Annotated in this window: 15 protein-coding genes, 1 tRNA gene, 1 other RNA gene and 1 pseudogene; 10 read left to right on the plus strand and 8 right to left on the minus strand. The window is 28.6% G+C overall.

The features are described from left to right. Positions 1-12: 12 nt before the first annotated feature. The gene (locus AC4KN9_RS00640; RefSeq protein ID WP_491016760.1) at positions 13-1,098 is read right to left on the minus strand and encodes a phosphate/phosphite/phosphonate ABC transporter substrate-binding protein; all 1,086 of its coding nucleotides are present in this window, start codon (positions 1,096-1,098) and stop codon (positions 13-15) included. 191 nt (positions 1,099-1,289) lie between these two features. Here AC4KN9_RS00640 and AC4KN9_RS00645 point away from each other — a divergent pair, with 191 nt between their 5' ends. After that, positions 1,290-1,643: a hypothetical protein gene (locus tag AC4KN9_RS00645; RefSeq protein ID WP_491016761.1), complete on the plus strand. Its 354-nt coding sequence runs from the start codon at positions 1,290-1,292 to the stop codon at positions 1,641-1,643. An 8-nt stretch (positions 1,644-1,651) separates the two neighbouring features. Then, positions 1,652-2,212 carry a DNA-methyltransferase gene (locus AC4KN9_RS00650; RefSeq protein WP_491017911.1) on the plus strand — a complete coding sequence of 187 codons (561 nt, stop codon included), beginning with the start codon at positions 1,652-1,654 and terminating at the stop codon, positions 2,210-2,212. A gap of 61 nt (positions 2,213-2,273) precedes the next feature. On the opposite strand, the gene ffs is transcribed toward AC4KN9_RS00650, so the two are convergent. From ffs to tyrS, 6 genes and pseudogenes are all read right to left on the minus strand, one after another. Beyond that, an RNA gene (gene ffs, locus AC4KN9_RS00655) (signal recognition particle sRNA large type) lies at positions 2,274-2,539 on the minus strand. Beyond that, positions 2,538-2,630 (minus strand) — tRNA-Ser (locus tag AC4KN9_RS00660). The genes ffs and AC4KN9_RS00660 overlap by 2 nt, the downstream gene beginning before the upstream one ends. Positions 2,631-2,846: 216 nt before the next feature. Further along, positions 2,847-3,776 carry a DDE-type integrase/transposase/recombinase gene (locus AC4KN9_RS00665; protein WP_491016762.1) on the minus strand — a complete coding sequence of 310 codons (930 nt, stop codon included), beginning with the start codon at positions 3,774-3,776 and terminating at the stop codon, positions 2,847-2,849. A gap of 232 nt (positions 3,777-4,008) precedes the next feature. Then, positions 4,009-4,227: pseudogene (locus AC4KN9_RS00670) on the minus strand (AI-2E family transporter); the annotation flags it as partial. 121 nt (positions 4,228-4,348) lie between these two features. Beyond that, a complete protein-coding gene (locus AC4KN9_RS00675) occupies positions 4,349-5,248 on the minus strand; it encodes an AI-2E family transporter (protein ID WP_491016763.1) in 900 nt (299 codons plus the stop codon). Positions 5,249-5,258: 10 nt separating this feature from the next. Then, positions 5,259-6,500 carry a tyrosine--tRNA ligase gene (gene tyrS, locus AC4KN9_RS00680; protein ID WP_491016764.1) on the minus strand — a complete coding sequence of 414 codons (1,242 nt, stop codon included), beginning with the start codon at positions 6,498-6,500 and terminating at the stop codon, positions 5,259-5,261. A 162-nt stretch (positions 6,501-6,662) separates the two neighbouring features. Here tyrS and metG point away from each other — a divergent pair, with 162 nt between their 5' ends. The 5 genes from metG (at position 6,663) to AC4KN9_RS00705 (ending at position 10,774) form a co-directional block, all read left to right on the plus strand. Continuing rightward, positions 6,663-8,285: a methionine--tRNA ligase gene (metG, locus tag AC4KN9_RS00685; protein ID WP_491016765.1), complete on the plus strand. Its 1,623-nt coding sequence runs from the start codon at positions 6,663-6,665 to the stop codon at positions 8,283-8,285. Continuing rightward, on the plus strand, positions 8,285-9,064 hold the full coding sequence (locus AC4KN9_RS00690; protein ID WP_491016766.1) for a TatD family hydrolase: 780 nt from the start codon (positions 8,285-8,287) through the stop codon (positions 9,062-9,064). The genes metG and AC4KN9_RS00690 overlap by 1 nt, the downstream gene beginning before the upstream one ends. Then, complete coding sequence (rnmV, locus tag AC4KN9_RS00695; RefSeq protein WP_491016767.1) at positions 9,061-9,609, plus strand: ribonuclease M5; 549 nt, start codon at positions 9,061-9,063, stop codon at positions 9,607-9,609. Before AC4KN9_RS00690 ends, rnmV begins: the two co-directional genes overlap by 4 nt. Further along, positions 9,610-10,476, plus strand: a complete 867-nt coding sequence (gene rsmA, locus AC4KN9_RS00700) for a 16S rRNA (adenine(1518)-N(6)/adenine(1519)-N(6))-dimethyltransferase RsmA (RefSeq protein WP_491016768.1) — start codon at positions 9,610-9,612, stop codon at positions 10,474-10,476. Positions 10,477-10,543: 67 nt separating this feature from the next. Continuing rightward, positions 10,544-10,774 carry a glutaredoxin family protein gene (locus AC4KN9_RS00705; protein ID WP_491016769.1) on the plus strand — a complete coding sequence of 77 codons (231 nt, stop codon included), beginning with the start codon at positions 10,544-10,546 and terminating at the stop codon, positions 10,772-10,774. 123 nt (positions 10,775-10,897) lie between these two features. On the opposite strand, the gene AC4KN9_RS00710 is transcribed toward AC4KN9_RS00705, so the two are convergent. Next, on the minus strand, positions 10,898-11,065 hold the full coding sequence (locus AC4KN9_RS00710; RefSeq protein WP_491016770.1) for a DUF1858 domain-containing protein: 168 nt from the start codon (positions 11,063-11,065) through the stop codon (positions 10,898-10,900). Between the two features lie 216 nt (positions 11,066-11,281). On the opposite strand from AC4KN9_RS00710, the gene AC4KN9_RS00715 reads away from it, so the two are divergent. The 3 genes from AC4KN9_RS00715 (at position 11,282) to AC4KN9_RS00725 (ending at position 13,396) form a co-directional block, all read left to right on the plus strand. Next, positions 11,282-11,524 carry a Veg family protein gene (locus tag AC4KN9_RS00715; protein WP_491016771.1) on the plus strand — a complete coding sequence of 81 codons (243 nt, stop codon included), beginning with the start codon at positions 11,282-11,284 and terminating at the stop codon, positions 11,522-11,524. Between the two features lie 59 nt (positions 11,525-11,583). After that, the gene (gene murI / locus AC4KN9_RS00720; RefSeq protein ID WP_491016772.1) at positions 11,584-12,381 is read left to right on the plus strand and encodes a glutamate racemase; all 798 of its coding nucleotides are present in this window, start codon (positions 11,584-11,586) and stop codon (positions 12,379-12,381) included. Positions 12,382-12,475: 94 nt separating this feature from the next. After that, complete coding sequence (locus AC4KN9_RS00725; protein ID WP_491016773.1) at positions 12,476-13,396, plus strand: D-alanyl-D-alanine carboxypeptidase family protein; 921 nt, start codon at positions 12,476-12,478, stop codon at positions 13,394-13,396. The last annotated feature ends 1 nt before the right edge of the window (position 13,397 follow it).

Below are 13,397 nucleotides of genomic sequence, written 5' to 3' on the forward strand. Positions count from 1 at the left end.
AGTAATTAAGCCCTATTGAGATTTTTTAGAATTTTTAATAAGCTCTTGTGCTTGTCTCTCTTTATCGTAATCAGAAGGTTTGGCTTCTTTGTATCCATCATGGTTATAGATTTTAATTATCTCTTTACCCTCAGTTGTTTGAGCTAACTTAATAAAAGCATTAGATAGTGCTTTTTTAAAGTCATCTGTTATAACTTTAGAATTTTTAGATACAGAGATTGTATCATTATAAATTTTTGATGATATACCTAAGATATTTGTATCTTCCCAAATATCTTTACCTTTCCAATCTGATTTCCATTGTTTTACATTATCAAGTCTAGCATCTGTGTAAGCTACTAAAATATCTAGTTGTGATGAAGCTAATTGAGCCATCGCTGCAGAATAACCTTTAACTTGTACTACATTTGCTAAGTCTTTAATTGTTTTTCCATCATAATTGTCTTTTAACCATAGTGTTGGATATATATATCCAGAAGAAGAAGTAGCTGATTGAACTCCCCATTTTGCTGAGTTTAACTCTTCCCATGTTAATTTTTGACCAGAATTAATTTTTTTTGCTAATTCTTGCCCCTTTGCTGATGGTCCAGCTAGAACCATTGCTCTATAAAAACTAACTTGTTCATCAGTATTTTTTATTGGTTTTTTTTCGTTCCATTCTTTAGGATCTTCACTTTGAACGCTCAATCCTTTTCTTGTAGCAGTTAATAAAACATCTGCTCCATCATCGTATAGTACATATGTACCACCAGGTATAAATGCTACATCTACTGATCCAGCTGATAAAGCTTCTCCAGCAGCTTCATATGATGTACTTACAGACACATCAATTTTACCAACTTCATAACCTTCTTTTGCTAGATATTTTTTTAGGATATCTTCTAGTGGTTTAGTTGCGTTTGTAACAGCTTCAGGATCTCTTGATGGAACAAATTGTACTTTTAGTGTATCAATTTTTTTAGTTTCCTTACCACCGTCTGCTGTAGTTTCTGATTTAGTATCTTTTCCGCCTTTTTTGTCTTTACCGTTTCCACATGCTACCAGAGCAAATACCATTACTAATGCTAGTAATAAAGATAATATTTTTTTTGCGTTCATAAATCCTCCTATTTTTTTCTCGCAATTTTATTATATCATTATAAACACTAATGACAAGAAAAAATAAAATTTAAGGTTAAACTTTTGATAAAGCTATATTAACTATGGTATAATTTCAATAAAAATAATATTAAATTTTATTTAAAATATTACTACACGTAAAAAATAACTAAAATTATGAAAGAAAAAATATGAAAAAAAAATCAAAAAGAAATAAAACAATAGATTTTGATATAAAAGTGGGAAAAAAATATTTAATGAACAGTTTATACTTTAATGAAAATATTGATATATCAAAACTTCAAAATAAGAATATAATAGGAAACACTTTTGAAGTATTGGATCAAATAGAAGACAATTCTATTGATTTAATAATTGTAAATCCGCCATATAATTTACGAAAAAATTATCATGGCAATATTTTTAACGAAAAAAGTATAACTGAGTATGAAAAGTACACTATTTTATGGATTGAAAAAATTAAAAATAAATTAAAAAAAATGGAAGTCTATATGTATGTTGTGACTGGAAATCATCAATCATAATTGGAAACATATTAGCGAAATATTTTAATATAAAAAATAGAATTACCTGGCAAAGAGAAAAAGGTAGAGGCCGAAAAAGAGATTGGAAAAACTCAATTGAAGATATTTGGTTTGCGACTAAATCAGATGAATATACCTTTAACCTTGATATGGTAAAGACTAGAAAAAAAGTAATAGCCCCCTATAAAGAAAATGGTAAGCCTAAAGATTGGACAGAAGAAAAATCTATTAAATATAGAGATACGCACCCATCAAATTTTTGGGATGATATCACTATTCCATTCTGGTCTATGTCTGAAAACACAGCTCATCCTACACAAAAACCAGAAAAACTTATAGCAAAACTAATTTTAGCAAGCTCTAATAAGGGTGATTTGATACTAGATCCTTTTGCAGGTTCTGGAACTACTGCGGTTGTGTGTAAAAAATTAGGAAGAAAATTTATAACTATAGAACAAAATGAACTTTATGTTGCATGGGCGGAAAAAAGATTGTTAGATGCTGATAAAGATGACTCTATACAAGGATATGAAGATGGAATCTTCTATGATAGAAATTATAACAATTGATTTAAAACAAAAAAAGATAGCGTCTTAAAAGGGAGACAATGCTATCTTTTTTTTATTATGTAGGCACACCCAGTAATCGAATGACAATTCCCGACGCGTGCGTAGTAGTTAGCTCGGGGAAGGCACCCTCACGGCACATAAGAGGGACTACTTAATGCTGCTTCCTTCCGGACCTGACATGGTTCATAGATTCTTATTGCGTGAGACCATCCCTTCATCACCACTTGCTACGTGCAATTCGACAAAAGACCATCCTCATCTGGGAATTAAACCCTGCTATAGCGGATTGCAGGTTACAAGATACCGCTACCATCCCGTCTAGTGCTGGCAGAGAATGAGAGATTCGAACTCTCGGTACGCTAATTTAACGTACACATGATTTCCAATCATGCACCTTAAGCCACTCGGACAATTCTCCATAAACTGTAATAATAATTATATAATTTATAAATAAATAAGTCAAATGTATTAAAGCTTAATAAAATATCTAATTCTAGAGTTGTCAAACATATGTGACAAGAAAACCATCTAATAATATTTTTAAAGGGCATATAAATTCTACACAAATAATGCATAGTTCTGTCAAGGGGAAAAGCGAAGCGAATATTGACAGGGATATGCATTATTTGTAGGCTTATGAAGCCCTCTTGAAATAGCTTTCAACCATCTCATTTGGAGTCTTAAAAGCTAATACCTTTCTTGCTATATTATTTGTTCTTACGCTATATCTTTGAAACGATTTATACATTTCTTCTTCACTCTTAAATCTTCTTTTGCTGTAAAATAGATCATTGTCTATCTTATGGCTTCTTTCTACTACTCCATTTTGCCACGGTGAATATGGTCTTGTTCGTATATATTCTATACCTAAATACTCTAGAACCTTTTCGAATGCTGATTGCTTTTGTTCTCTATCATTACAGAATTCTTTACCATTATCTGTCTGTACTGTGTTTATCTTAAATCCAAAGTCTTGTTCTATTGTCTTTAGCATTTTTGAGGTTTCATAAGTGCTATTTTCATTTACTAATTTAAGGATTCTTTTTCTACTATATAGGTCTATTGCTGTTATTTGATAGTATCTTTCGTGATTGCTTTTAAAACCTATGCATTCAATCGGAACATATTTTACATCTATTTCTACAAACTCTCCTGGATATTTTCCTTTCAACGGTTTATATTTGCTTTTTGGATAACTTATTTTCTTAGGTTTTTCATAGTTTTTAAGTTTTTTTATTTGTTTGCACATTGAGCCATAGCTTCTTTTATATCCTGCGTCAAGGCATTTTCTATATACTTGAGCTAATCCTTCATGTTTGTGATATTGATATTTTTTCTTAAGTAATTCTATTTCATCTTGTGTATGTTTATTGGGATGGCTATGTGGACGTCTTGATTTATTTGCTAAGGATTCTACGTTTCCATCATATTTTTTTAGCCATCTTTGCACTTGTTGTCTGCTAGTTTTGTATCTTCTTGCAGCCTCTGCATTGTTTTTGTGTTTTTTCGCATATTCTACAACTTTTTGACGAAATCTCATTTCTTCTGTTATACTAATTTTCATAGGAAGCCTCTCTTTCTGATAATTTGTTTGTAGTTAAACTTATATTACCAGATGGCTTCCTATTTTTTTATTTTTTTGTCACATATCTATTATCACCTAACAATTAAAGCTTAATAAAATATCTAATAAATGTAAATTATTATAAGATTTTAAATTATAAATTTTAGGTTTAAAATGACAGAAAATCCTAAATTGTTTATAAAATTAGGATTTTCCCAGTAGATGATTAAAATTATTTTTTCTTAGACCTTGATTCTTTTAAATTTTGTTTTTCTAAATCCTTTGTGAACTTAGGTTCAATTCCTCTCATTTTCATAAAAGAATATTCTATAAGTATTTTGATTATAACGACTGCAGGTACTGAAAGTATCATCCCCCAAACACCAAATAGACCACCACCAATTATTATTGAAATAAGTATTACAACTTCGTGTAATCCTGATGAACTACTAAATAGTTTTGGGCAACAATATTTTGCTCAATCCATTGCAAAAACCATGAAAGTATGGCTACCCAAACAAAAGTCATCGGAGATCTAATAAAAGCAAATATTAAAGCAGGTGCAGTGGCTATTACGGGCCGACATAAGGTACAATATCCATTATAGCTGTAATTATACCGATTATAATAGCGAATGGTATACCAAATAACCATAGCATTATACCAGTTGATACCCCTATAAATATTGCCATTAAGGCTCTCGATATAATAAATTCTTTCATAGCAAAATTAATTTCTTTATATAAATAATAACTATCTTTTTTCCAAGCTTTAGGTATTATATTGTAAATATTTCTTAATATTTTTTCTTTATCTATAATAAAGTAGAATGTTATAATAGGCACTAAAACTAAAACTATAATAGCAGAAAATCCACCTTGTATAGTATTTATTAGTGATTCTAACCATTTTGGAATATTTCTACTAATCTCTATTAGATACTCGTTGGCTGTATTTCTAAAATCAGTTAATATACTTGAGTTTATGTTCCAATTTTTTAGTAATTCTTCAACGTTATGAGTTAGTTGCATAACAGTTGATGGCAAATTTGATAAAAATGTTGTAGTTTGCTTAACTAAATCAGGGACAATTGCAATTCCTAAAAATACCAATATCACAACAATTAAAATGTAAGAAATCAATACTCCAAGACCTCGTGGGATTTTGTATTTTTCCATTAATTTTACTATCGGATTTAATAGAAAGGCTATTAAAGCAGATAGAAATATTGCTGAAGTAGATAATCCAAGCACAGGATATCTTCTATATAGATAAACTATTATAGCAATGAGTGATGTAATTATTATAAATTTTGCTACAGTTTTCCAGTTAATATTTAATTTTTTTTCATCGTCTACTTTTTCATTTCCTATATATATTAAATAATATACTGCTAATCCAGAAAAAACTATTAATAATATAAAAAGTATATATTGCAGTATAGGACTTATCGTACTTTCTCTTATAAACATCGGACCTCCATCAAATTAAAATGATTTTATGAAATACTTTTTTACCCTTTTGAATGATAATTCCATTTTTTAATTCTTCTTCAGATAATTCAAGTGAAATATCTTCAATTTTTTCATCGTTTATTTTTATTCCACCTTGTTGAATAAGCCTTCTTGCTTCGCCATTTGAATTTGTGATATTTGCAAATGAAAGCATATTTAATAACCCTTTATTTTTCTCATATTCGTTTTGAGAGATTTCAGTTGTAGGCATATTCTCATTAGACATACCTTTATTAAATAATGATTTTGAAGTCTCTAAAGCTTCTTTAGCTTTTTCTTCTCCATGAATTAATTTAACTATTTCAAAGCCTAAAACTTCCTTAGCTTTATTTATTCTTTCATCCTTATATTTAACTAACGTTTCAATTTCAGCTGTTGGAACAAATGTAAGTAGTTTTAAGAATTTCTCTACATCTCTATCATCACAATTTCTCATATATTGGTATAATTCATAAGAACTTGTTTTATTTTCATCTAACCAGATAGCCCCTTTCATTGATTTACCCATTTTTTGGCCATCAGCCTTAGTTAAAAGCTTAAAAGTCATTGCATAAACTTGTTCATCTTCATATTTTTTAACCAATTCTGCACCACCAAGTATATTGGACCATTGGTCAGATCCTCCCATTTGAATTTTGCATCCATATTTTCTATTTAAGACCAGAAAGTCGTAAGATTGCATAAGCATATATGAAAATTCAAAGAAAGTTAGTCCATTATTAAGACGATTTTTATATGCATCTTTTTTCAACATTTCGTTTACATTAAAATGTACACCAATTTCTCTTATAAAATCTAAAAAATTCAATTCTAACAACCAATTTGCATTGTTATCTATAATCGCTTTATTTTCTGAAAAATCAATAAATCTTTTAAATTGTTGAAGAAATCTATCTGAATTTTTTTCAATCATATCTCTTGTCATTATAGATCTCATATCGGATTTATCTGAAGGATCTCCAATCATAGTAGTTCCACCACCCAATAAAGCGATAGGTATATGTCCATAAGCTTGCATACGCATCATAACCATCAATTGGATAAAATGTCCTATTGTAAGAGAATCAGCAGTAGCATCAAAACCTATATAGAAAGGAACTTTCTCATTTTTCAATAACTTTATCAAATCATCTTCATGAGTACACTGCTCCAAATATCCTCTCTCGATAAGCTCATCGTAAACATTATCGTGTTTTTTTTCGTATTCCATTTATCCTCCATTATAATTAAATCTAATATATTCGTATTTTTAATTATATCTAATTAACTTAAATCATACAAGATATTAAATTCTAATTATGTATATTATATTTGTATCAAGCTTTACTTCTTTGTTATAATTATAGAAAAGATAAAATTAAACGGAGGAGAAATGGATAAGACTAAAAAACCCTACTATATTACTACACCAATATATTATCCAAGTGGTAATTTACATTTAGGGCATACTTATACGACTATAGCGTCAGATGCATTAAAAAGATATAAAAATATACAAGGATATGATGCTTACTTAGTTACAGGAACAGATGAGCATGGACAAAAAATTCAAGATAAAGCAAGAGAGAAAGGTATATCACCTTTACAGTTTACAACTGAGATACTAAAAAGTATAAATAAATTATGGTCTGAATTAGAAATAGATATAGATTACTTCATAAGATCAACCGATAAAAATCACGAAAAAAACGCAGCAGATATTTTTCAAAAATTGTATGACAAGGATGAAATATACAAGGGTCAATATGAAGGGTATTATTGTGTGCCTTGTGAATCTTTTTGGACAGAAAGTCAATTAGATGAAAATGGGAATTGTCCTGATTGTGGACGTCCTACGAAAAGACATAAAGAGGAATCATATTTCTTTAGATTATCAAAATATACAGAAAAAATAAAGAAATTATATGAGGACATGCCGAATTTTATAATGCCTGAAAGAAGTAAAAAGGAAATGATTAATAATTTTTTAGATAAAGGATTAGAAGATTTATCCGTATCTAGAACTAAAAAAGCATTACAATGGGGAATTGAAGTTCCTTTTGACAAAAATCACGTAATTTATGTTTGGATAGATGCTCTAACATGTTATTTAACAGCCATTGGATATGGTGAAGATGAAGAAAAATTTAATCATTATTGGCCTGCTGGAGTTCATTTAATGAGTAAGGAAATTGTAAGATTTCATGCTATAATTTGGCCAGCATTATTAATGGCTCTAAATCTAGAATTACCTAAACGCATTTTTTCACATGGATGGATACTTTTTGACGATGTTAAGATGAGTAAATCAATAGGTAATGTAGTTTACGCAGAGCCATTAATAGACTTATATGGAATAGATGCACTTAAATATTTTATATTAAAAGAATTTACATTTGGACATGACGGTTCATTTACAAACGAAAAGTTTTTAAATAGGATAAATGCAGAGCTTGTAAATGAACTAGGAAATCTTATTTCTAGAACTGTTGCAATGGTTGAAAAATATAATAATGGAGTTGTTGTAGAAGCAAATACAAAAAATGAATTAGATGAAGATTTAGCAAAAGTAGCAGAGGATGCAATTGTAAATGTCGAAAAAGAAATGGATAACTTCCAATTTTCAAGTGCATTAGAAGCGATTTGGACCTTAGTAAAAAGAACAAATAAATATATAGATGAAACAACGCCGTGGATACTTGCCAAAGAAGACACAGATAGACTTGATACAGTTCTTTATAACTTAATTGAAAGTATAAGAATTATAGCTCAACTAATAGAACCATTTATTCCAAGTACATCAAAGAGAATTTTTGAACAAATTCGAGTTGAAAATATGGGCTGGGATTCTGCTAGAAAATTTGGTGCATATCCAATTGGAAACAAAGTTAAAAAGGGAGAAAACCTGTTTAAGAGATTGGATATACCAAAAGAATTAGAAAAGATAAAAGTAGCAAATGAAGAATTAAATTTAAAGAGAAAAAAAGATTTAGAAAATGAAATGGAAGAGAAATAATGACAAAGTATATTATAGATTCACATGCACACCTAGATTCTTCTAAATTTGATGGAGATAGGGATGAAATAATTTCTAAATTAGAAGATGAAAATGTTCTGTGCGTTATAAATCCTTCTTGTGACTTAAACTCTGCATTAAAATCTATTGAGTTAGCAAATAAATATGAAAAAATTTACGCAATGGTTGGGACACACCCACATGATGCAAAAGACTATGATTATAATTTAAGACAAAAATATAGAACTTTAGCTTTAGAAAATAGAAAGGTTGTTGCTATAGGAGAAATAGGTCTAGATTTTCATTATAATTTTTCTGATCAAGATAAACAGAAAGATGTTTTTATAGATCAAATAAAGTTAGCTAAAGAATTAAATTTACCGATAGTAATACATTCTAGAGAAGCAGCTAATGAAACATATGAAATTTTAAGAGAGTATGCAAAGGATATGAAAGTTTTGCTACATTCCTATAATGAAGACTGGGATTTATGTAAAAAATATTTAGATTTAGGTTTTTATATTTCATTAGGTGGAATGATGACTTTTAAGACGGCAAAAAATCTAATAAAAGTAGTCGAAAATACACCAATAGAGAGGATATTACTTGAAACAGATGCTCCTTATTTAACACCAGTTCCACATAGAGGAAAAAGAAATGAGCCTAAATACACACATTATGTTGCGAAAAGAATGTCAGAAATGCGTCTTGAGGACATAGAATATATTAAAGAAAAGACAAATCAAAATACGATAAAATTTTTTGGATTAGATTTATGAAAAAAGTAAAAGAAATTATAGTCGTAGAGGGTAAAAATGATATTATCGCTGTAAAAAGAGCTTTTGAAGGGAACATAGATGTGGTAGCGACTCATGGGTTAGGAATCACGCAAGAAGTGCTTGATGAACTTTCAGAATTAAATGATAGAAGGGGAATAATTATTTTAACAGATCCAGACTATGCTGGTAAAAGAATCTCAAATATAATTAGAGACTATATACCAAACGCTAAATTTGCAAGTATAACTAAATTTAATGCTACTAAAAACTCAAATGTAGGAGTTGAAAACGCATCTAATGAATCAATTATTATGGCCATTGAAAAATCTAGGCCGGAATTTTTTGATATGGAAGATAGATTTACGATTTATGATATAAATGAAAATGAACTATCAGGATTTCCAAATTCTAAAGATAAAAGAATCAGATTATGTAAGGAGTTATCAATAAGGTATTGTAATGCAAAGCAATTGTTAATAAAATTAAATTCCTTTGGAATCACTAGAGAAGAATTTAAAGAAGCACTAAAAAGGATTGAGGATTAGATGAAAAGAGATAGACTATATTCGCCTAAAGTAATAAAACAATTGAAGGAACTATTTGGGTTTAATTTTTCGAAAGGTCTAGGTCAAAACTTCCTTATGGATGGTAATATTATAAGAAGCATCTCTAAAGGAGCTAATATAACAAAAAATGATAATGTTTTAGAGATTGGACCGGGTTTCGGAACATTAACTGAAGAATTATTGATGCATGCAAAAAAAGTAGTAGCTGTGGAAATAGATGAAAGATTAAATCCAGTCCTAAATCAGACGTTATCTGAATTTGATAATTTCGTTTTAGTAAATGCTGATATACTTAAGGCAGACCTAAATAAAATGATAGAAGATCAATTTGGTAAAGAGCCATTTAAGGTTGTGGCTAATTTACCGTATTATATTACAACTCCAATTATTGAATTGTTTTTAGAATCAAAATTTAACGTGAAATCAATGACGTTTATGGTTCAAAAGGAAGTTGGTGACAGAATAATGGCCTTACCAGGAAATAAAGTGTATGGATTTTTAACTGTATTTACATCATTTTATGCTGTTCCATCTTTTATAGCTGAAGCTCCAAGATCAGTATTTATGCCTCAACCAAAAGTAGACAGTATTGTTATAAAATTAAAAATGAAAGAAAAATTACCGGATGTTGATAAAAATAAATTCTTTAAACTTGTTAGAGGTGGATTTACCAAAAGAAGAAAAAACATCTTAAATTCATTAACAACAGATATTTCGTTAGGTGTGAATAAAGAAGAAATGAGAGAAATTTTAGAATCATTAAACATACCTACCAATTATAGAGCGGAAGATTTATCATTAAATGATTTTGTTAATATTACTAAATGTTTAGAAAAAAGAATCTAGGGTATATTTGTTTGGACTAGCAAAGTAGTTAGTATAATATAATATAAATTTTATAAAGGAGATAAAAATGGCAAATGTAACAGTTTATACATCAGATACATGCCCATATTGTGTGGCAGCAAAAGAATTTTTAGGAAACAATAATGTAGAATATACAGAAAAAAATGTAACTAAAGACGAGTCAGCTAGAAATGAATTAATCGAAAAAGGTTATAGAGGTGTTCCAGTAATTGTTGTCGATGAAGAGGAAATTGTAGGATTTGATAAAAATAAGTTATCAAACTTATTAGGATTATAATAAAATAAATAAATTCAATTTCTTTATTGAATGCAATTGACAGAAAGTGAATTAATTAATAAAAGGAGGTGGAAACTTATTATAGTTTCTATCTCCTTTTAAGTTGATGATTAGTATATATAATTATTTATTTAATTGTTCAATTAGGAAATCAGGTTCTATACCATGAACCATTGCTGCTTCTTCTACAGTTTCTAATTGGCTTACAGGGCAACCTATACATGCAAGTCCAAAAGACATGAGAATTCCCAATGTACGAGGTTTCAATCTTATAACATCTGCTAACATCATATCTCCAGTGATAACTAATTGTTCTTGTTAATCTGACATAAATCCCTCCTTATTTATTATTAATTTTTATTATAACCTAAAAATTGTATAATATAAAGTATACAATCATAAAGTCAAATAATTCAAATGTGGTTAATATAACTATATTTGACGAAAGTAATATTTTATGCTATAATTACAAAGAGCATAAAACTGAAACTATAAAGGATGATGTATATGAGACAATCAGAAACGTTAGAAGCAATTAGAAGTGAAGTTGGAGAACATATTGGCAAAAAAGTTCAACTTAAAGCCGATAGAGGAAGAAAGAGAATTGTAACTAGAGTAGGTTATATTGAAAATGTTTTTCCAAATCTGTTTACAGTTAAAGTAAATAATGATTTTGATGAGAGCATAATTCTTTCATATACTTATTCTGACGTATTAACATCAACAGTAAAAATTAAAATAGTAAGTTAGAAGGCTAGCATCGTTTAACGATGCTTTTTATTTTTTTAAATTATTATAAATGAGGAGACATGGAAAACAAAAATTTACCTATTGGTATCTTTGATTCTGGAATTGGAGGATTAACGGTTCTAAAAGAATTAAAAAAACAATTACCTAACGAAAAATTTATATATTTAGCAGACATGAAAAATAATCCTTATGGTGAAAAAAGTGGAAAACTAATAGAATCTTTGACTAGAAAAATTATTGATCAACTTATAATAAAAGGTGTGAAGATGATAATAATAGCATGTAACACGGCATCATCATATAATATAGATCAAATTCGTAGAGATTATAAAGTTCCAATTTTAACGGTTTTAGAGTCGGGTGCGAAATCAATTTCTACGAATTCAAAAAAAATACTTATTGCTGCAACAACAGCTACTTGTGAGGCTGGACTATATAGTCAGATTATATTGAAAAATAGGAAGGGAATTGACGTGGATTGTATGCCTTGTCCTTTGATAGTACCGGCTATTGAAACGAACAACATAAAAGATGATGAAATACAATATATAGTTGATGGATATTTATCAAAATATAAAAATAAAGAAATAGATACTCTCATATTAGGTTGTACTCATTATCCAATTTTAATAGATTATTTTAAAAATTCACTTGAAAAAAATATAAATATTATAAACCCAGCAATAAAATTATCCTTAGATGTAAGAGAATATCTAGAAAATCACAGTTTATTATCGGAAAATCAAAGCTTAGGAGATGAATTTTTAGTTACAGATAATCCAAAAAAATTCAAGATAAACGCTTTAAGAATATTAAATAAAAAAGATATAAAAAAAATTAATAGTATAGAAGTTTAAAAATTAAAAATGTAATAAACTACTTTGAAATTCATCTTTTATTATAAAACTATATATTGTATAATAGATAAAACGAGAGATTAAAGGATTTAGGATGATTGACAAAAAAAGATTGCAGAAAAATCAGTTAGAGAGAAAAAGAAAAATAAAAAAAAGAAAGAGAAATAATAGAATTAAGCTGGTATCATTATTTTTAGTGCTATCAATTTCAGTAACATCTTGGTATTTTGCTAAATTTTCAAATAAAAATGCAAATGCAGATTCCGCAAAATTACTTACTGACAAATATGATAAGAAAAACATTGAAAAAAAATCTAAAGAAGAAGCTAAAGACAAATTTTATGATGTGGTGATTTCATACAAAAAAGTTGTAGAAGACACACAATTATTAGAATCTTTAGAATTAGATTCTCATAAACTCTTAAATATAAAAAAAAATGAGTACATCAAATATTTGGGAGAAGAAAAGGGATGGTCTAAAGTTCAACATAAGGGATATAGTGGTTATGTAAGAAGCTCAAAACTTCGTGATACTGCTGAAAATCAACTAAAAATAGTTAATGGCATTTTAGTGGTCTCTAAAGGTAATTACATTCCAAAGGATTTTGAAACAAGATTTTCAGTAGAAACTGAAAGTGCTATGATGGTTATGATTGAAGCGATTAGAAGAGATGGGTTAAATATAGACATAGCAAACAAATATATTGAATCTAGTTTTGAAAAAGGTGAAAAAAATTATCCAGATATAGAATATAACGAATTAAGAACAGGTGAAGCTGTAGAATTCAAATCTGCTTCTGGAGGTGATTTAGACAATACCGATGAAAAAAAGTGGTTAGAAAAAAATGCTCATAAATATGGATTCGTATTGAGATACCCAAAAAATAAAGAAAAAATAACAGGTTTCAAGCATAGTAATAGTATTTACAGATATGTGGGTACAGAACACTCAATTAAAATGTATGAGAAAAACATGACCATAGAGGAATACTTTAATTTAAAACGCTCAAACTAGT

The organism is Helcococcus sp. SA-HE-C1 (assembly GCF_985670335.1).